This window comes from Martinezella tropici (assembly GCF_008370325.1).
GTDB classification, from domain to species: Bacteria; Pseudomonadota; Alphaproteobacteria; order Rhizobiales; family Rhizobiaceae; genus Rhizobium; species Rhizobium tropici_B.
Genome location: NZ_VNIP01000011.1, coordinates 123,943 through 142,522 on the forward strand (window position 1 = coordinate 123,943; position 18,580 = coordinate 142,522).

Here is an 18,580-nt window from a genome sequence, read left to right on the forward strand (position 1 = left end):
ATACGACTAGTGATTGTCCGAGGGGGCGTGCTATCGACATAGCGGCCGTGCGCATCATGTCGCGCGCTTGCATTCAAAGCTGTCTTCAAAGCGCTTGCATAGATTTTCCGGAGGCCGCGGAGTTGCGTTCGCAGGAAATGCAATCTTTGTTCTCTATTTATTCGCATATAAATTAGAAATGCCTCATGAAGGCGCGCTTGAAATGAGAACCGATTGCGAACATGAAAAATATGATATTTCATAAATTCTCCACAGAATAATTTTCGCAATCACGCGGAAATATACCCGATGCTCCAGCGGATTTGCCGTTTCTATACTTGAGATATGGTTCGTTTATCAGCGCAGAACCCGCCAGCCGCAGCGACTTCAAATTGAAATATTTCTCACTATTTGCAGAATTATCCACTATATTCGACGACCCGGCTGCCGTTATGCACGCCCTTTACCAGCGACTTTCAGCCACCTGGCTCTCCCGTGATCCGCTTCAGGCTTTCCGCCGACAAAGCGCGCCGTCGTTTTTTAGTAAGTGATGTCTAATGCTACTCACGCGTTCACAGGACATGCGATATTTGTTCGCGCTTCATACCCTAATAAATTAGCCATTTATAATGCGCGAAAGCGGGATTTGGAACATAGAAAGAACCCCTCCAAACGCCAGCTGCTCGAATTTGGCCAAATGAGACAAGTCTTTATAACAGAGTATATTTCGTTGCTTTTTGATGTATTGCGGATCATATGAAAGCCTGACTCCCACAAAATGCCAAGCATCCGCGCCCGATCCGACAATCTTCGAGGTTTTTTGTGTCTTTCGACGTTATCGCGCTCGTCCTTTTCGGCGCCTTGCTGCATGCGACATGGAATGCGATCATCAAGGCCGGGACCGATAAATCGCTCGATGCGGCACTGGTCTCGGCCGGCGGCGCGGTTGCAGCCCTCCCCTTGCTGCCGTTCCTTCCCCTGCCGGCCGCTCCAGCCTGGCCGTTCATCGGCGCTTCGGCCATCCTGCAATTTGCCTATTTCCAACTTGTCGCCGCCGCCTATCGCGCCGGAGACATCGGACTCGTCTATCCGCTGATGCGCGGCGTGGCGCCGCTCATCATCGTCTCGACCAGCAGCTTCATCCTCAAGGAAACGCTTTCGGGCGGCGCACTGATCGGCACGATGACGATCTGCGCCGGCATATTGACGCTGGCCTTCGAGGCGCGAAAGGGTGGCCGCCGGGCCATCATTCTTGCGCTTGCCAACGCCGTCGTCATCGCGACCTATACCTACGTCGACGGTATCGGCGCGCGGATTTCAGGCAATTCCATCTCCTATACGCTGTGGATGGCGCTTCTGCCGCCGGTCCTTCTATTCGCCTGGGCGTTCTCACGACGGGGCATCAGTGCAGTCGCCGCCCACATCCGCTATAACTGGTGGCGCGGGCTTATCGGCGGTGGCGGCTCAATCGCCTCGTACGGCCTGGCATTGTGGGCGATGACGAAGGCGCCAGTGGCGATGGTTGCCGCCTTGCGCGAGTCGTCGATCCTCTTTGCGCTGGTCATATCCGTCGTCGTCTTGAAGGAGCGATCCAGCATCTGGCGCTATATTGCCGGCGCAATTATCGCCGCCGGAGTGCTGATTTTACGGCTGGGCCGAGAATAAAATATGTGGTTTTATTATACCACATAGACAACCTATTGATTTTTATATATATTTTTTGCGCCCCTCCAATTCGTCGATATTGACCCACGCGCTTAATCGCTCTATAAGCCGCCGCAGATTGCAGCCTTTCCGGGCTGCTTTCTTTTTGGCACGCATCCATGCGCGTCAAACCAAGCAACAAGAAACGCCCAGACGCCTCCGGGCCAAGGGTCCCAATAGAGAGTATGCAACATGGCAACCTTCTCCCAGAAGCCTGCAGAGGTGGAGAAGAAGTGGGTTCTCATCGACGCCGAAGGGCTTGTCGTTGGCCGTCTCGCTTCTATCATCGCAATGCGTCTGCGCGGCAAGCATAAGGCTACCTTCACGCCGCACGTCGACGACGGCGACAACGTCATCGTCATCAATGCCGACAAGGTCGTCTTCACCGGCAAGAAGTACGAAGACAAGGTTTACTACTGGCACACCGGTTATGCCGGCGGCATCAAGGAGCGTACGGCTCGCCAGATCATCGAAGGCCGCTTCCCGGAGCGCGTCGTTGAGAAGGCCGTCGAGCGCATGGTTCCCCGCGGCCCGCTCGGCCGTCGCCAGATGAAGAACCTGCGTGTCTACGCCGGATCGAACCATCCCCACGAAGCCCAGCAGCCCGTCGTTCTCGACGTCGCCAAGCTGAACAAGAAGAACGTAAGGAGCGCCTGATAATGGCTGATCTCTCTTCCCTGAAGGATCTCGGCACGGCATCGGAAGCTGCTGCTCCGGTTCACGTCCGCAAGGTCGACTCGTTCGGCCGCTCCTACGCGACCGGCAAGCGCAAGGACGCTGTCGCCCGCGTATGGGTCAAGGCCGGCTCCGGCAAGATCATCGTCAACGGCAAGGACTACACGGCTTATTTCGCCCGTCCGGTTCTGCAGATGATCCTGCGCCAGCCGATCGTCGCTGCTGCCCGTGACGGCCAATTCGACATCATCGCAACCGTTGCCGGCGGCGGTCTTTCCGGCCAGGCCGGTGCCGTTCGTCACGGCCTGTCCAAGGCGCTGACCTACTTCGAACCGGGCCTGCGCTCGGTCCTGAAGAAGGGCGGCTTCCTGACCCGCGACAGCCGCGTCGTCGAACGCAAGAAGTACGGCCGTGCAAAGGCACGTCGTTCGTTCCAGTTCTCCAAGCGTTAATCGCTTACTCGAGATCGGACATCGGAAAGGCCGGGTTTTCCCGGCCTTTTTCTTTTGTAATCTTCCGAAAAGATGCGATTCCGCCAAGGCAAAAGGCGTGTTTTGTGGCAAAGTCCGACCACAAGCATCGGGGGAATTCCATGCATAGATTCATCTTTTCGCTTCTGCTCTTGATCGTCGGCGTCTCGCCCGCTCTTTGCGACGACGCCAAACCGGCCGAGCCGGCCGAAAGGGTGGTGGATATGCAGAGCATGAAGGATTTTCTTCAGACGAACCCGGATTGCCGCGAATTCAACGATAGCTGCTCCTATTGTGTCGTGACCGACGGACAGGCCAACTGCTCGACGCCGCAGATCGCCTGCGTGAAAAAGGCGTATCAATGCACGGCGGGATCGGGCAAATAGCTGCCGAACCCCATCGGCTTGCGATTCCAGGCCGAACCTCGAAATTCGACAGCTCCGGAGAGCACCATGAGCTCCAGCAAATCATCTCGTTTCGCGGCCACTCCCGAGCCGCCCTATTACATCGTAACCTTTGCTTCGATCCGAACGGAAGGAGACAATGGTTATGGCGCCATGGGAGAGCGCATGGAAGCGTTGGCGCTGGCGCAAGACGGCTGTCTTGGGCTTGAAAGCGCGAGGGGCGGCGATGGCTTCGGCATCACCAACTCTTTCTGGCGCGACGAAGCAAGCATCCTTGCCTGGAAGAACGTGGTGTCGCATCTGGCCGCGCAAAAACTCGGGCGCGAGCGCTGGTACGAACAATACAAAGTTCGCATAGGACGAGTAGAGCGTGCCTATGATTTTCAAGTGAGCAAAGGAGACGGCCTTGCCGAGCACGTCGATTGACCACGCCTTTACCGCGACCAGCCTGACGTCTACCGCGAGCGATCCGACGTTCGCCGGCGCGCTCTCCTTCATGCGCCGCCGTTTTACCAAATCGCTTGATGGCGCCGATGCAGTCGTGTGGGGTATTCCCTTCGATGCCGCGACCTCCAACCGGCCGGGAACGCGCTTCGGTCCGCAGGCAATCCGTCGTGCTTCGGCTATCTTCGACAATGATCCGCAATATCCCTTCAACCGCGATCTTTTCGCAGAGATGGCCGTCATCGACTATGGCGACTGCCTGCTTGACTATGGCAATCATCAGGATACGCCGGCAGCGATCGAGCGGCAGGCAAGGACGATCCTCGACAGCGGCGCCTTCCTGCTGACGCTCGGCGGTGATCACTTCATCACCTGGCCGCTGCTGAAGGCGCATGCCGCCAAGCACGGGCCGCTGGCTCTGGTGCAGTTCGACGCCCATCAGGACACCTGGTTCGACGATGGCGGACGCATCGATCACGGTTCCTTCGTTGCCCGCGCCGTGCGCGATGGGCTGATCGATCCGGACCGCTCCCTCCAGATCGGCATCCGCACGCATGCGCCGGAGGATTTCGGCATCCAGATTCTCTATGGGCATCAGCTGGAGGAGATGAGCGCCGCCGATATCGCTTCGACGATCATCTCCCATACCAAGGGCGCGCCGACTTACCTGACCTTCGACATCGACTGCCTCGACCCTGCCTATGCGCCGGGCACGGGAACGCCGGTGGCCGGTGGCCCCTCCAGCGCCAAGATCCTGTCGGTGCTGCAGAGACTGCATCAGCTCGACATCAGGGGCGCCGATATCGTCGAAGTGTCGCCCGCCTATGATCACGCCGACATCACCGCCATTGCGGGCGCGACCGTGGCGATGTATATGCTCGGTCTCCACGCCGAACGACGTGCGAGCGGTCGCTGACGCTCGATTTCGGGATATGCGCGACGGTTTTCGAAGACCGTCATGCTGCCTTCGAAGCGGCCGTTATGAAATTGAATCAACTGCATGGCAAACTGAGTCCGGAAACACTCTCAACCTATTGAAAGAGCAGGAATAAGATGGCACCGAAGATTTTCATCGATGGCGAACACGGCACCACGGGCTTGCAGATCCGCACGCGCATGGCCGACCGCCGCGATGTCGAGCTTCTGTCCATTCCGGAAGCGGAACGGCGCAATGCCGCCATGCGCGAGGACATGCTGAACAGCGCCGACATCGCCATTCTCTGCCTGCCCGACGATGCGTCGAAGGAAGCGGTAAAGATGGTGGCGGCTAACAACAATGTTCGCGTCATCGACACCTCGACGGCCTTCCGTATCCATCCCGACTGGGCCTATGGCTTTGCGGAAATGGACAAGGATCAGGGTAACCGGATCAAGTCTTCGCGCTTCGTCGCCAATCCCGGCTGCTATCCGACGGGTGCGATCGGCCTCATCCGACCGCTGCGTGCCGCGGGTATCATCCCGGCAGGTTATCCCGTCACGGTCAACGCCGTTTCGGGCTATACCGGCGGCGGCAAGCAGATGATCGCGCAGATGGAAAATCCGGATCATCCGGATGCGATTACCGCGCCGCACTTCCTCTACGGCCTGCCGCTCACCCACAAGCACGTGCCCGAGATGACGACGCATGGTCTGCTCGACCGGGCACCGATCTTTTCGCCCTCCGTCGGACGTTTCCCCCAAGGCATGATCGTGCAGGTGCCGCTGCATCTCGGCGATCTGGCCGAGGGCGTAACGCTCGAAAGCATCCATGCTGCGCTGTCGGCCCATTATGCCGGCCAGGATATCGTTCAGGTCGTCTCGCTTGAGGAAAGCCGCGCCCTGCCCCGCGTCAATGCCGTCGAGCTCGCCGGCCAGGACACGATGAAGCTCTTCGTCTTCGGCACGCCGGGCGGCGAGCAGGCCAACCTGGTGGCGCTGCTCGACAATCTCGGCAAGGGCGCTTCGGGCGCCGCCGTGCAGAACATGGATCTGATGCTCGGCGCCTAAACCGCCCAACGCAGGTAAAACTCTACCAGCCCGGCCCGTCCTCCGCGAAGGTTCGACAAGGCCGGGCTTTCTTGTGCCGGCAATTGCCTATTCGCGATTTCGCGCGCGCAAATCCGCTCAGCCTTATTTCCGCCTTCTCGCTAAATTAGCTGGCACCGCACGGAAATGTGATTGGCCATGAGGCGCCGCGACCAATTGTCGGGCGGATTTGCTCTTTAACGGCTTCACTGACCGAGTGAGTGGCGTTCAAAGTATCCCTTTTTTAAATGAATATCTGCGAATGAACCATCGTAAAGGAATTGGTTACCATAATTCGGCATGCTTCCAGACAGTCGGCAAGTCGGCGGCCGGACGCGGCTTTCGCGTTAGGGCGCTTGTGCGTTTTTGAGCCGGCGTGGTGTCTGTGTAGTTTGGATAACGAGTATCATGGCGTTTGCGACCGAGACCTTCGGTAACTTCAATTCGCGTTCCGGCTACGCCCCGCGATCGAAAAAATCCTTCCGCATCCGTCCCGGTACCTTGGCCACCGGCGTTGCCGTAACGGCCTTCGCCTGGATCACCGCGACGCTGATGACAACGCAATCCATGGTGCTGTCCCTTCCCGGGGCGGCGGCTTCGACCGACAATTTCCTGGCGCCGCGTGCCTCGGCTTTCATTGTCCCGCAGAATCATGTGCTGCGTCCCACCCGTCTCGCCGCCCAGACGACATCGCTGCATGGGCAGAGCCGCTTCGGCAGCATGGCGGACGCAGAAGTTCAAGCGAAAGCCGCCGGCGCGAATTCGGTTCGCTTGAAACTGGCGAATGCTCTGGCGCAGCAGACCTCCGAGATCAAGCAGGCGCAAAACGCCGCGGCCAGCATCAAAGGCGGCCGTATCGAAGTGGCCGCTGCCCCGCCGGAGGCGATCGACCATCTGCGCAAGGTAATCGCCATAAACTTCGCTACTGCTGTGCAGCAGCTGAACCAGATGAAATATGCCGCTGCCCTGATACCCGCTGCGAGCCCCGCAAACACGGCCGCGCGGCCGGCTGCCATTGCCGCGGCAGCGCCCGAGGTGAGCCTGCCTGCCATTGCCGAAGCGAAACCATTGCCTGCCAAGGACGCCGACATTGCCGTGGCCGAAGCCGTGCTCAACGTCATTCCGGTGGCCCGCCCTGACCCCGAAACACCCGTGCAGCGCGCCGGCGCCACCGCCGCCATCGCCAGGGCAACAGGCGACGATACCGCCGCTCAGCCGCCGTCGCGCGTGATGGCCTATGCGGACCCGGACGACAGCTCCGTGCGCAAGACGAAGCCCTTCATCAACCCCTTTGCCGCAATCAGCCCGGGCCAAGGTACCGCGATCTACGATATCGAGGCAAAGACCGTCTACCTGCCGAGCGGCGAACGCCTCGAGGCGCATTCCGGCCTCGGCCACATGCGTGATAATCCCCGCTATGTCGACCGCAAAAACACCGGCCCGACGCCACCTGAAACTTATAGCCTGACATATAGGGAAAGCTTGTTCCATGGCGTGCAGGCGCTGCGCCTGACACCCGCAAGCGGCGCCCGCGTCTATGGCCGCGACGGCTTGCTGGCTCACACATATATGCTCAGAGGAGGCCGCGCCGAATCGAATGGCTGCGTGGTCTTTAAGGATTACAGCCGCTTCCTCGCTGCCTTCAAGCGCGGCGAAATCAAGCGGTTGAAAGTCGTCTCGCGAGTGTCGTCAGCGGCAAGCGTTGCCTCGGCGCGCTAAAAGTATCGAGGCGTGATACGCCTCAATTTCTCACGACGATCGACGTCTGGCGCGGTAGTTCGCCATAGAAACCGCGCCAATTGGCAATGGCGAAACCAAAGACGATCAAGGCACCTGCCTGATGCGCAAGAGCCAGATCCAGCGGCACATGCAGCAGCAGCGTCGAGATGCCGAGGATCGCCTGGATCAGCACCAGCACGAACACGACGACGGAGCGGCGCGCATGCGTCGTTTGCGGCGCTGCCTGTAGTGAGATGATCATGTTGAAGGCGACAACGATGAACAGCGCATAGGCGCCGAGGCGGTGGACGAACTGGACCGTCTTCGGATTCTCGAAGAAATTGATCCAGCCCGGCGACTGTATAAAGAGGTCTCCCGGCACGACGGCGCCGTCCATCAGCGGCCAGGTATTGTAGGAAAGGCCGGCATCGAGGCCGGCGACGAGCGCGCCGAGATAGATCTGAAACAGCGCCATGAAGGCGATGAGACCGGCAAGCGTCGCCGAATAACGCGTCGGCGGCGGCTCATTCGAATGCGGCGACAAGGCGCGCATGAACCACATGCAGGCGGCAAAGATCAGACAGGCGGTGACGAGATGGGTGGCCAGGCGGTATTGGCTGACATCGGTGCGCGCTTCCAGGCCTGAGGAGACCATCCACCAGCCGATTGCTCCCTGAAGGCCGCCGAGCACGAAAATGCCGGCCAGCGGCAGCCAGAGTTTCCGTTCGACGCGGCCGGTCAGGACGAAGAACAGCAACGGCAAGCCGAAGATGATGCCGATAGTGCGCGCCAGCAGACGATGCGCCCACTCCCACCAGAATATGGTCTTGAACTGATCGACCGTCATATCCTTGTTCAGGACCTGGAATTGCGGGATGCGTTTGTAGAGGGTGAACTCCTCTTCCCATTCCTGTGCGTTCAGCGGCGGGATGACGCCGTGGATCGGCTGCCATTGCGTGATCGACAGGCCTGAATTGGTAAGGCGCGTCGCGCCGCCCACCAGCACGAGGCCGAACAGAACCAGAAGCACGCAGGCAAGCCAGATGCGGATGGCGCGGCGATTGCGGTCCTGACGGGCTACTTCCTTCAAAATAGCCTGTTCGGTCGTAAAATTAGTGGCGGCCATGGCTTCTCCCTTCGATCAGGCTGTTGATTTGCCCGATAGGGGCGTGCAAAACAAGTCCCGGGAGTTTGCGGCATGCCGTCGCGGCATGTCGTCGTAAAGAGGAGAAAAATCCCGTGCCGCTTCGCCTGCGTAAATTCATCGGCATGATCTTGCTTGTGCTGTTGGTTGCAATCTATGCGATCGTTGCCATGATCGTTGCAGTGCGAACGCTCGCGGATCAACCCGGCTGGGTTCATTTCCTGTATTTCTTTTTCAGCGGCATCATCTGGGTATTGCCGGCAATGGGCATCATCAAGTGGATGGCCGGCCCGCGCCCGCAATGAGGCTCGCCCGCGTACGATTTACACAAGGCTAACCCTGATCCGCGCCTTCTGGCGCGTACATGTCCCATCTTAAGCCAAAAATAAGCCGTTGCCCGCCAGACTGCTTTCGAATACCGCCGGAGCGGAGAAGATCGGATGCAGACCCAGATGCGAGATATCGCCGGCATGCCGCCCGCCGAGGCAGCGGATGGGGGCATTGCATCCAGTCGGATGGAGCCGGCCAGAGCCGACCATCTCCGGGTTGACATCTTCGACAGCATGGCACCGCTCGAAGCGGAATGGCGCATGCTGGAGCAAGACAATCTCGCCTCACTGCACCAGAGCTATGATTGGTGCACGGCCTGGGTCGAAAGCTATCAGCATCCTCTCGCCATCGTTCGGGGCTCCATCGGAGATCGTCCAGCCTTCATCCTGCCGTTGGAGATTATTCGCAGCCGTGGAATAAGGCGGGCGGAATTCATCGGAGGCCGTCACAGCAACATCAATACCGGCCTGTTTTCATCCGAGCTTCTCGCGAATGGAAAATTGACCTCCGCCCAGGCGTCAGGCATCGCGACTGCTTTGCGCGGCAGGGCGGATCTCGCCATCCTGCGCAATATACCTTTCGAATGGCGTGGCCGCCCCAGCCCGCTCGCCTCCCTCCCCGCCGTCGAAAACCAGAACCATGCCTTCCAGATGCCTTTTCTTGGCAGTTTCGAAGCAAGCCTGAAGCAGGTGAACGCCAAGCGGCGGCGCAAGAAGTTCAAGCATCAAAGCAGGATTCTCGACGCCAAGGGCGGCTACGAATATGTGATTGCCGACCCCGATAAACAGGACGCTCTCCTGGACCTGTTCTTCCGCCAGAAGGCGATCCGCTTCCGCGATGCCGGCTTGCCTGACGTCTTCGACGACGCTCCGACCAAAAGGGCGCTGCACGCGCTGCTGCACCCGCGCGGAAACAACACGTCCGACGTGACGCTGCAGATGCACGCGCTGCGCCTCAAGGGCGAGCATGAGGGGCACATCCCGGCGATCGCAGCCCTCTCCCGAAAGGGAGATCACGTCATCTGCCAGTTCGCCTCCATCGACGAGACGTTGGTTGCCGAGGCGAGCCCCGGCGAATTGCTGTTCTGGCTGATGATCGAGCGGCTGCATCGCGAAGGCGCCGCCCTCTTCGATTTCGGCATCGGCGACCAGATCTACAAGCGCTCCTGGTGCCCGATGGAAACCGTGCAGCATGATCTGCTCCTGCCGATCTCGGGCCTGGGCCTTCTGGCCGCAACGGCACAACGGAGCATGACGCGCACGAAAACGGCGATCAAATCCAATCGAAAGCTCTATGCCTTTATCCAGCGAATGCGGACACGCCGCGGTGCCGACGCAACGCCAGCGGGCGAGACCGACGGGGACTGATCAGGCGGCGTCGCGGCGCGTATCGGGATCATGCTCCTCGCGCCATCCGGACATCAGGATGATGTGTTCATAGCCCGCCTTCTGGAATTCCGTCATCGCGACCATGAATTGGCCCTCTTCGGGCTCCGGCATGGAAAGGATGATTTCCGTGTCCTTGCTGCGCGTCAGCCGCGCGACACCGGAAACTTCGGCCGCGCCGCATTCCACCAGAACGATGTCATAGGCCGAACCGAGCGCATCCAAGATCAGCGACAGGCGGTCGGCGCCGCGCATGGCGCGGGCGAGGTCGCTCATGCCTTGCGGCACGAGATGGGCGTCCGACAGCCGATCCGGATGGATCGTGTCACCAAAGGCCGCTTCGCCGCAAAGCAGATCCGTCACGCCGGCAAGCTCTCCATGTTCGGCCATCAGCCTGGAGGGGCATCCCGAACCGGTCATGTCGACCAGCACGACACGGCTTCCCGCATCGGCGAGGGTCCGCGCCAGCATCACCGTCGCGGTGGATCCGTCGTCACCGGTCGGAGATATGGCGATAGCCAGCCGCGATCCGTTGTCGATCAAATAATCGGCGACGGATTGGATGGAGAAATCCTCTTCTTCCTCCACCGCATGATCTTCGCTCTTCGGTTCATCTGCCCCATCAATGGCGGGATCCGCAACCTGGACCGGGGTTTCCTCCACCGGAACCGAAAGCAGGCTCGCGTGCATCGCGCCGCGATTTGCCCTGACAGCGGCGCGAGCCGGCATCACTTCGATATTGGCTGGGGTATCGGTTGGGTTGTCAGCTTGGGCCTGCTCAGGCGTTTCGACCGAGGCGGCCGCTTCCTTGCGCGCAGGACCGATGGGCCGCAATGCCCGGCCGCTGAACAGCTCCGCGAGCATGATGACGATGGCAGTCAGGATGAAAGTCGCCAAGGTTGCGACGACGATGATGGGACCGACCTTCGGAAACGACGGATCGACCGGTTCGACAGCGGTGGAGACTACGCGGGCATCGGCGGGGCTCGAATTCTTGTCGGCGCGCGAGGTGGCCTCGCGATAGCGTGAGAGATAGGTTTCGAGCAGTTGCCGCTCGGCCGTAGCCTCGCGTTCCAGCGCGTTCAGGCCGACCTCGTCCTCCCCTGCCCGCGCGCTGTCGGCTTTCAGCGTGTTCGATTGCGCCAATAGCTGCTGTTCGCGCAGCTGCGACACCTTTGCCTCATTTTCGATGCTGGCCAGAATTTTCTGGGTCTCGCGATTGATCTGCTGTCGGATATCGGCAAGCTGCGCGCGCAGGCTCTTCAGGCGAGGATGACCGTCCATCAGTGTCGTGGACAGATCCGAGATCTGCGATTCCAAGCCGGATTCCGTCGCCTTTAGCCGTTGTATGGTCAGCGACCCGGAGACGTCGGCGAGCGTGTCGGTGGAGCGGCCGCTGGACAATGCGCTGCGCACGGATTGCGCCCGCGCCTCGGCATTGGCGCGATCGCCGCGCACCTGGGCGAGCTGCGTGGAAATATCCGCAAGCTGCTGCGTGGCGAAATTGCTGTTTTGGCTGGTCTGAAGAAGGCCGTTGGCGGAGCGATAATCCGCGACCTTCTTTTCGGCCTCGCTGACCTTCTCGCGCAGCTTGGCGATCTCCGGCTCCAGCCAGCGTGTCGCCTCGCTGTTGGAATCGAGTTTGGCGCCGCTCTGCATCGACAGATAGACCTGCGCCATCGCATTCGGGACGCTGGCCGCAAGATCCGGATCGCGGGAGGTGAAGCTTATGCCGATCACGCGCGAACTGTTGATCTGGTAAACCTGCAGGCGGCTGTTGAAGGCATCCAACATCCGCTCTTCCGGCGCCTTGTCGGCGGCGGGGCGCTTCAGGTGCAGCTTGACGAGAATATCGGAGAGCGCGGAGCCGTTGCTGCCGGCAGCGAATTCTGTGCGATCGTAGAGCTTGAGATTGGTAATGACCTGCTTGACCAGATCCGCCGATTGCAGGATCTGCACCTGGCTGGCAATATTGAGCTCGTCCAGCAAAGGCGCGGAACTGGAGTCGTTGTTAGCCGTGGTCGTCGCAAATGCCGGCGCGCGCTGCTCTATCAGAATACGCGCCTCGCTGCGATATTCCGGTGAAACGAACTTCGCGAAGACGAAAGCCAGACAGGCCCCTGCCAGCGTAATGGCAAAGACGCGCAACCGCCGCTGCCACACGGCGCGGAAGAGCTGCGCGAGATCGATGTCCACATCCTGCTGGGTGTTGTTGACACCGGACATATACAAGAACTCCGTAATAGAAAGCCAGAATTAATCGTAAACGACTATGGTAACCCAAGCGTTAATAGTATTTCTCAAGCGTTATTTTTAGCTTCACTAATTTTTGCCGGAATTTCTTTCGCTCTTTACCGACCGTTAACCCTAACGGATTGATAACGACGACAGTGTTTTCCCTTTCTTATGAGCGCGAAATGCCCTTCGCAAAGCCAAAGATCTTCCTGGCACTTGGCGTGGCAGCCGTGAGCGCCGCGCTTACCGGCTGCAATACCTATCAGCCTGCGCCGAAAGCCTTCAATGAGGCTACTATTCAGCCCTATGCGCTTGATAGCGGCGACCGGCTGCGCGTGACTGTGTTCGACCAGCCGGGATTGACCAATACCTATACGATCGACCAGGCCGGCTACATTGCCTTCCCGCTGATCGGCCAGGTGCCTGCCCGCGGCAGGACCTTGCAGCAACTCTCCGGCCAGATCGCGCAGAAGCTCCGCCAGGGCTATATCCGCGATCCCGACGTAACCATCGATATCGACCGCTATCGCTCGGTCTATATCATGGGCGAAGTCGGTCAGCCCGGCCAATATTCCTACGTGCCTGGCATGACGATCCAAAACGCCATTGCGGTTGCCGGCGGCTTCACGAGCCGAGCCAACCAATCCAATGCCGATGTCACCCGCAAGATCAACGGTCATGTCATGACGGGACGGGTCGGTATTTCGGACCCGGTGCTGGCAGGTGACACGATCTATGTCAGAGAGCGGTTGTTCTAACCGCACCCGCTCATGGCCAGACCACTTCGAATCCTCCATTGCTTCAGATCGCCGGTCGGCGGCATTTTCCGTCATGTCCGCGATCTGGTGGAAGAGCAGAGCAAGGCGGGACACCAGGTCGGCATCCTCTGCGACAGCCTCACGGGCGGCGACCATGAGGACCGCCTGTTCAGCGACATCGCGCCCTTTCTGGCGCTTGGCGTGATCCGGCTGCCGATCCGGCGGCAGATCAGCCTGTCGGATACTGCGACGCTTTGGAGCAGTTACAAGGAAATCAGAAGTTTGCGGCCGGACGTGCTGCATGGGCATGGCGCCAAGGGCGGCCTGCTTGCGCGCGTTCTCGGCTCGATCCTGCGGGTCAACAGGTATCGCGTAGCCCGCCTCTATACCGCGCATGGCGGCAGCCTCCACTTTCCCCGCGCCTCGCTGCAGGGCATGCTGGTGCATAGTATGGAGCGCATGCTGGAGTTCCTGACCGACGGGCTGATCTTCATCTGTGATTTCGAACGGCGCACCTACGAGAGGAAGATCGGCAAGCCGCGCACCCGCTCAGTCATGATCTACAACGGCATCAGCGACCGGGATTTCCGCAGTGTGCCGACACGATCGGACTCGGTGCATTTCGTCTACATCGGCATGCTGCGGGACCTCAAAGGTCCCGATCTGTTCGTGGATGCCTTTGCGAGGACCGAGAGACGGATCGGCAGGCCGCTTTCGGCATTGATGATCGGCGACGGGCCGGACAGGGAAAAGTATCAGAGGATGATGACCGAGCGCGGCCTCGGCCATCGCATCGGCATGCTTCCGGCCATGCGCGTTCAGGAGGCCTTTACCGTGTCTCAGAACGTCATCGTTCCCTCCCGCGCCGAAGCCATGCCCTATATCGTCCTGGAGGCGCTTGCCGCCGGAAAGACCGTCATTGCCTCGCGCGTCGGCGGTATTCCGGAAGCGCTTGGCGAAAACAGCCCGGCGCTCGCCAAGCCGGAGGACGCAGACGACCTGTCGCGCGTGATGGCCAAGGCGATAAGCGAGCCGGAGTTTGGCCGCCGCAACATGCCCCATATCGAGACAATCCGTTTAAACTTTTCGGCCTCGGCCATGGCGCGGGATACTCTGCGCCTGTATCAAAATATACTTGGCATGGACGCCAACGCTTAGAATACAAGCTAGTGTTGTAAGTGTTTCTTAGCTGATACCTGATAGGCATTTTCCGGTAACGACCGGATAAATTGCCATGAACACTACTGAGAAGTCCGAGCAATTTAACTTGGACAATATTCGCAAGCAGGTTTCGGAAATCCGCACTCGCGATGCAGAAGAGCCGCGCAGCGACCATCCGAGCAGCTTGAATGCCTATGCCCGGCAAATCGCCGAACAGTTTCACGAAACCAATCAGTCTCCAGCGATCATAGTGGGGCAGTACCGGCTGTTCGAATTCCTGTCATTGCTTGCGCTGGGGCTTGCAACCCTCTTTTTCGGAACGGCGCCGGACGATCATCCATTCGTGTCGAAGGCTGCGGTGACCATCGCGCTCAGCGGTCTTGCCATCGTGTTTCTGCAGATCGCCGACGCCTATCAGATACAGATATTGCGCGCGCCGCATCACTTCCTGCACCGCATTCTCGGATCGTGGGCTGCTGCATTTGCGGTCATGGCCATCGCGCTTATCCCGTTCGACATCAACAATATCTATTCGTTTCACCTTCTCGGCCTGTGGCTCGCGGTGGGTGCGGGTTTCCTGCTCATCGCCCGGCTGCTTTTCGCTTACGGCATTCGCAATTGGGCCCGCAACGGCATCATGGAAAGACGCGCCGTGATCATCGGCGGCGGCGAACCCGCCAAGGAACTCATCCGCGCCCTCGAACACCAACCCGACAACGACATCCGCATCTGCGGCATCTTCGATGATCGCGGCGAAAAGCGTTCACCCGTCATGGTCGCCGGCTATCCCAAGCTGGGGACAGTGGGAGAACTCGTCGAATTTGCCCGTCTCGTGCGCGTCGACATGCTGATCATCGCGCTTCCGATCAGCGCCGAAGAGCGCATCCTGCAATTGCTCAAGATGCTGTGGGTGCTGCCCGTCGACATTCGCCTGGCGGCACATGCCAACAAGCTGCGCTTCCGCCCACGCGCCTATTCGCATGTCGGCGCCGTGCCGATGCTCGACATCTTCAACAAGCCGATTCGTGATTGGGACGGCGTTGCCAAGCGCATCTTCGACATCTTCTTCAGCTTGGTGGCACTCGCTTTGCTCTGGCCGGTGATGCTCGGTGCCGCGATCGCCGTGAAGGCAACCTCGAAGGGGCCGGTCTTCTTCATGCAGAAGCGCCACGGCTTCAACAACGAAATCATCAAGGTCTTCAAATTCCGCTCCATGTATACGCATATGAGCGATCCGACGGCGCGCAACGCCGTGACGAAGAACGATCCCCGCGTCACCCCCGTCGGACGCTTCATCCGCAAGACATCGATCGACGAGCTGCCGCAGCTTTTCAACGTGCTGCTCGGCAGCCTCTCTCTCGTCGGCCCACGGCCGCATGCGGTGCTTGCCGCCAGCCATAACCGCACCTATGCGGATGTCGTCGAAGGCTATTTCGCGCGCCATCGCGTCAAGCCCGGCGTGACCGGCTGGGCGCAGATCAACGGCTGGCGCGGCGAGATCGACAGCGACGACAAGATCAAGTTCCGCACGGCCTATGATCTCTACTATATCGAGAACTGGTCGCTGCTGTTCGATCTGAAGATCCTGTTCCTGACGCCGTTCCGTCTGCTCAATACGGAAAACGCCTATTGAGCGCGATCGACCTCCCATCGTCCGGCGTCGCCCAGCCGCAGCTTGCCGCAATGCGGCTGGTCGGTACTGCGAGCGTCGCTGTCGGCGTGTTTCTCTCCGGCTTCGTGATCGCGGAGCCGGCGCCCTATGAGCTGTGGCTCGCCTTTCTCATCGGCATATGGTTCATCCTCGGGTTGAAGATATCACGGAGCATCGCGCCGCTTCTGGCCCTGTTCCTGGCATTCAACGTCGGCGGCATGCTCTCGATCACGCAGATGCATGATCTTACCGCCGGCAACCATCTGGACGGTCCGATCTATATCGCCGTATCCACCTTTCTTGCCCTGAGCTCCGTCTTTTATGCGGCCATCGTCGAGGATAGCGAAAGACGGCTGAAGCTGATCTTCAACACCTGGGTGGCGGCGGCGCTGATCACAGCGAGCCTCGGCATTCTCGGTTATTTCCATGCCGTGCCGGGTTTCGACATCTTCACCCGCTACGACCGCGCCATGGGCGCCTTTCAGGACCCGAACGTCTTTGGTCCCTATCTGGTGACACCGAGCATCTACCTCATGCATGGTCTTCTGATCGGCGACCTGAAGAAGGCTCCGATCAAGGGCATCTGCCTCTTCGTCCTCGCCTTCGGCATCTTCCTCTCCTTCTCCCGCGCGGCCTGGGCGCTGTTCGCATTCGCCTCGATGATGCTGATCTTCTGCATGCTGCTGAAACATCGCAGCAATAGGTTCCGGCTGCGCATCCTGGTCATGTCGCTGACCGCGATTATCCTGATGGTCGTCCTGCTCATCGTCGCGCTGCAGTTTCCGCAGGTCAGCGACCTGTTTTCCACGCGCACGCAGCTCGTGCAAAGCTATGACGGCGGACATCTCGGCCGCTTCGAACGCCACAGCATCGGCTTCATGATGTCGATGGAACGGCCGCTCGGCATAGGACCGCTGGTCTTCGGCCAGATCTTTCGCGAGGACGAGCACAATACCTGGCTCAAGACGCTGACCACCTACGGCTGGCTCGGCTTTTTCTGCTGGGTCAGCATGATCTGCTGGACCATCTATATCGGCTTCCGCAACCTCCTGAGGGAACGGCCCTGGCAGCCCTTCGTGATGATCGCCTGGATCGTCATTCTCGGCCATGTCGGCATCGGCAATGTCATCGACACCGACCATTGGCGCCATCTTTACATGTTGATCGGCATCGTCTGGGGCTGCGGCGTTCTCGAGCAAAAGTACCAGCGTAGCTTGAGCAGAAGGGAAGCCGCGCCTTGAATATCCGCACCAACGTCAAGCGTCTGTCGCTGCTGCAGGCCCTCGAACCGAGCGGCGGCGGCTCCGGGCGGCATTTTCTCGATCTGTGCCGGGCGATGCAACATCGCGGCCATTCGGTGACGGCCATCTATTCGCCGGTGCGCGCCGAAACCGCCTTTGTGACGGAGTTGGAGAACATCGGTCTGGATCATGTCATTCCGCTCGACATGCGGCGCGCGCCAGGCCCTTGGGATCTCTTGGCCTGGTGGCAGCTTCGCAAGATCGCGGCGACATACGGGCCTTTCGATCTGATCCACGGCCACAGTTCGAAAGCCGGCGCGCTGACGCGTCTGCGGCTACCCGGACGGCATGTACCGGTCCTTTATACGCCGCATGCCTTCCGCACCATGGACCCGACGCTCGGCGCCAAGGGACGGCTGATCTATGGCGGCATCGAGCGCTTTCTCGGCACCTGGCTGACGGATCGCCTAGTCTGCGTTTCGCAGGACGAATATAATCATGCCGTCTCACTCGGCATTCCCGAAGCGCGCCTAAGCGTCGTTGTCAACGGCGTCAACGCGCCTCCCCTCAGCCAGCGCGCAGCCATCCGCAAGAAATACGGCATCCCGCAGGGCGCCCTTCTCTTTGGCTTCGTCGGCCGGATGACCCGCCAGAAGGCGCCAGAGCGCCTTGTGGGCGCCTTCGCGCGAATAGCCGCAGACATACCGCAAGCCCATCTTTTGATGATCGGGATCGGCGAGCTGGCCGAGAGCGTCAGGGAGAGGATCAAAGCCGCAGGCCTCGAAGACCGCGCCCGGCTCGACGGTAGCGTGCCGGGCGTGACCGCCATCGACGCCTTCGACGCCGTCGTCATGCCGAGCCGTTATGAGGCGATGTCCTACGTGATGCTGGAGGCTGCAGCCGCCGGCAAGCCGCTGCTGCTCGCCGATGTCGGTGGCGCGCGCACGGTGCTGGAACATGGCAAGAACGGCTATATCGTCCCGAACAGCGACGACCCGGAAGCATTGGCAGCCGCGATGGCGCGTCTTGCCGATCCGATGCTGCTTGCAAAGCTCACCGCCGAAGCACGCCGCCGCAAGGATGACTATACCCTGGCCGGCATGGCCGACGCGACCGAGAAAATCTATCATGATCTGCTCGGTCGCCCCCTCCCCGCGCCATTGGTATTGGAGGGAAGTGCCAGCTTGCTGGATACGGTGGAAGGCCGAAGGAAGAGCGCGGCCGCTCTTTAAGCTCCCGCGTGATTTTTATTCGAAGCCAGTTCCGCTTTTGGAGC

Annotated in this window: 17 protein-coding genes; 15 read left to right on the top strand and 2 right to left on the bottom strand. The window is 60.0% G+C overall.

The window, feature by feature from the left end; translation table 11 throughout:
- Positions 1-801 precede the first annotated feature (801 nt).
- From FP026_RS21485 to FP026_RS21520, 8 genes are all read left to right on the top strand, one after another.
- Positions 802-1,644: an EamA family transporter gene (locus tag FP026_RS21485; RefSeq protein ID WP_149636629.1), complete on the top strand. Its 843-nt coding sequence runs from the start codon at positions 802-804 to the stop codon at positions 1,642-1,644.
- 231 nt (positions 1,645-1,875) lie between these two features.
- The gene (gene rplM, locus FP026_RS21490; RefSeq protein WP_004122374.1) at positions 1,876-2,340 is read left to right on the top strand and encodes a 50S ribosomal protein L13; all 465 of its coding nucleotides are present in this window, start codon (positions 1,876-1,878) and stop codon (positions 2,338-2,340) included.
- A gap of 2 nt (positions 2,341-2,342) precedes the next feature.
- Positions 2,343-2,810, top strand: a complete 468-nt coding sequence (gene rpsI, locus FP026_RS21495) for a 30S ribosomal protein S9 (RefSeq protein ID WP_112344181.1) — start codon at positions 2,343-2,345, stop codon at positions 2,808-2,810.
- A 140-nt stretch (positions 2,811-2,950) separates the two neighbouring features.
- Complete coding sequence (locus FP026_RS21500; protein WP_149636630.1) at positions 2,951-3,214, top strand: hypothetical protein; 264 nt, start codon at positions 2,951-2,953, stop codon at positions 3,212-3,214.
- A 66-nt stretch (positions 3,215-3,280) separates the two neighbouring features.
- Positions 3,281-3,658, top strand: a complete 378-nt coding sequence (locus FP026_RS21505; RefSeq protein ID WP_149636631.1) for an antibiotic biosynthesis monooxygenase family protein — start codon at positions 3,281-3,283, stop codon at positions 3,656-3,658.
- A complete protein-coding gene (gene speB / locus FP026_RS21510) occupies positions 3,639-4,592 on the top strand; it encodes an agmatinase (protein WP_149636632.1) in 954 nt (317 codons plus the stop codon). The genes FP026_RS21505 and speB overlap by 20 nt, the downstream gene beginning before the upstream one ends.
- A gap of 137 nt (positions 4,593-4,729) precedes the next feature.
- Positions 4,730-5,662 (top strand): N-acetyl-gamma-glutamyl-phosphate reductase, encoded by a 933-nt coding sequence (gene argC / locus FP026_RS21515; RefSeq protein ID WP_149636633.1) that lies wholly within the window; start codon positions 4,730-4,732, stop codon positions 5,660-5,662.
- Between the two features lie 426 nt (positions 5,663-6,088).
- A complete protein-coding gene (locus FP026_RS21520) occupies positions 6,089-7,399 on the top strand; it encodes a DUF2778 domain-containing protein (protein ID WP_149636634.1) in 1,311 nt (436 codons plus the stop codon).
- A gap of 22 nt (positions 7,400-7,421) precedes the next feature.
- Here FP026_RS21520 and FP026_RS21525 read toward each other — a convergent pair whose 3' ends face one another.
- Complete coding sequence (locus tag FP026_RS21525; protein WP_149636635.1) at positions 7,422-8,525, bottom strand: COX15/CtaA family protein; 1,104 nt, start codon at positions 8,523-8,525, stop codon at positions 7,422-7,424.
- Positions 8,526-8,638: 113 nt separating this feature from the next.
- Between FP026_RS21525 and FP026_RS21530 the strand changes: the two genes are divergently transcribed.
- Positions 8,639-8,848 carry a DUF2842 domain-containing protein gene (locus FP026_RS21530; RefSeq protein WP_047627098.1) on the top strand — a complete coding sequence of 70 codons (210 nt, stop codon included), beginning with the start codon at positions 8,639-8,641 and terminating at the stop codon, positions 8,846-8,848.
- Positions 8,849-8,983: 135 nt separating this feature from the next.
- Positions 8,984-10,240, top strand: coding sequence for a GNAT family N-acetyltransferase (locus FP026_RS21535; protein ID WP_149636636.1), 1,257 nt, complete (start codon positions 8,984-8,986; stop codon positions 10,238-10,240).
- Here the strand turns inward: FP026_RS21535 and FP026_RS21540 are convergent, their stop codons facing one another.
- Positions 10,241-12,484, bottom strand: coding sequence for an exopolysaccharide transport family protein (locus FP026_RS21540; RefSeq protein WP_149636637.1), 2,244 nt, complete (start codon positions 12,482-12,484; stop codon positions 10,241-10,243). It lies immediately after the preceding gene.
- A 191-nt stretch (positions 12,485-12,675) separates the two neighbouring features.
- On the opposite strand from FP026_RS21540, the gene FP026_RS21545 reads away from it, so the two are divergent.
- The 5 genes from FP026_RS21545 (at position 12,676) to FP026_RS21565 (ending at position 18,536) form a co-directional block, all read left to right on the top strand.
- A complete protein-coding gene (locus FP026_RS21545; protein ID WP_112344270.1) occupies positions 12,676-13,251 on the top strand; it encodes a polysaccharide biosynthesis/export family protein in 576 nt (191 codons plus the stop codon).
- Positions 13,252-13,263: 12 nt separating this feature from the next.
- Positions 13,264-14,409: a glycosyltransferase family 4 protein gene (locus tag FP026_RS21550; RefSeq protein WP_149636638.1), complete on the top strand. Its 1,146-nt coding sequence runs from the start codon at positions 13,264-13,266 to the stop codon at positions 14,407-14,409.
- Positions 14,410-14,485: 76 nt separating this feature from the next.
- Positions 14,486-16,045, top strand: coding sequence for an undecaprenyl-phosphate glucose phosphotransferase (locus tag FP026_RS21555; RefSeq protein WP_149636639.1), 1,560 nt, complete (start codon positions 14,486-14,488; stop codon positions 16,043-16,045).
- Entirely contained in the window at positions 16,042-17,304 is a 1,263-nt protein-coding gene (locus FP026_RS21560; protein WP_149636640.1) for an O-antigen ligase family protein, read from the top strand. Before FP026_RS21555 ends, FP026_RS21560 begins: the two co-directional genes overlap by 4 nt.
- Positions 17,301-18,536 carry a glycosyltransferase family 4 protein gene (locus tag FP026_RS21565; protein WP_149636641.1) on the top strand — a complete coding sequence of 412 codons (1,236 nt, stop codon included), beginning with the start codon at positions 17,301-17,303 and terminating at the stop codon, positions 18,534-18,536. The genes FP026_RS21560 and FP026_RS21565 overlap by 4 nt, the downstream gene beginning before the upstream one ends.
- Positions 18,537-18,580 lie beyond the last annotated feature (44 nt).

Excerpts from the sequence above, each read along its gene's own strand:
- rplM (WP_004122374.1), top strand. The coding sequence starts at position 1,876 with ATGGCAACCTTCTCCCAGAAGCCTGCAGAGGTGGAGAAGAAGTGGGTT.
- FP026_RS21545 (WP_112344270.1), top strand. The coding sequence starts at position 12,676 with ATGCCCTTCGCAAAGCCAAAGATCTTCCTGGCACTTGGCGTGGCAGCC.
- argC (WP_149636633.1), top strand. The coding sequence starts at position 4,730 with ATGGCACCGAAGATTTTCATCGATGGCGAACACGGCACCACGGGCTTG.
- FP026_RS21525 (WP_149636635.1), bottom strand. The coding sequence starts at position 8,525 with ATGGCCGCCACTAATTTTACGACCGAACAGGCTATTTTGAAGGAAGTA.
- FP026_RS21535 (WP_149636636.1), top strand. The coding sequence starts at position 8,984 with ATGCAGACCCAGATGCGAGATATCGCCGGCATGCCGCCCGCCGAGGCA.
- FP026_RS21500 (WP_149636630.1), top strand. The coding sequence starts at position 2,951 with ATGCATAGATTCATCTTTTCGCTTCTGCTCTTGATCGTCGGCGTCTCG.
- FP026_RS21555 (WP_149636639.1), top strand. The coding sequence starts at position 14,486 with ATGAACACTACTGAGAAGTCCGAGCAATTTAACTTGGACAATATTCGC.
- FP026_RS21540 (WP_149636637.1), bottom strand. The coding sequence starts at position 12,484 with ATGTCCGGTGTCAACAACACCCAGCAGGATGTGGACATCGATCTCGCG.
- FP026_RS21505 (WP_149636631.1), top strand. The coding sequence starts at position 3,281 with ATGAGCTCCAGCAAATCATCTCGTTTCGCGGCCACTCCCGAGCCGCCC.
- rpsI (WP_112344181.1), top strand. The coding sequence starts at position 2,343 with ATGGCTGATCTCTCTTCCCTGAAGGATCTCGGCACGGCATCGGAAGCT.
- FP026_RS21520 (WP_149636634.1), top strand. The coding sequence starts at position 6,089 with ATGGCGTTTGCGACCGAGACCTTCGGTAACTTCAATTCGCGTTCCGGC.
- FP026_RS21550 (WP_149636638.1), top strand. The coding sequence starts at position 13,264 with ATGGCCAGACCACTTCGAATCCTCCATTGCTTCAGATCGCCGGTCGGC.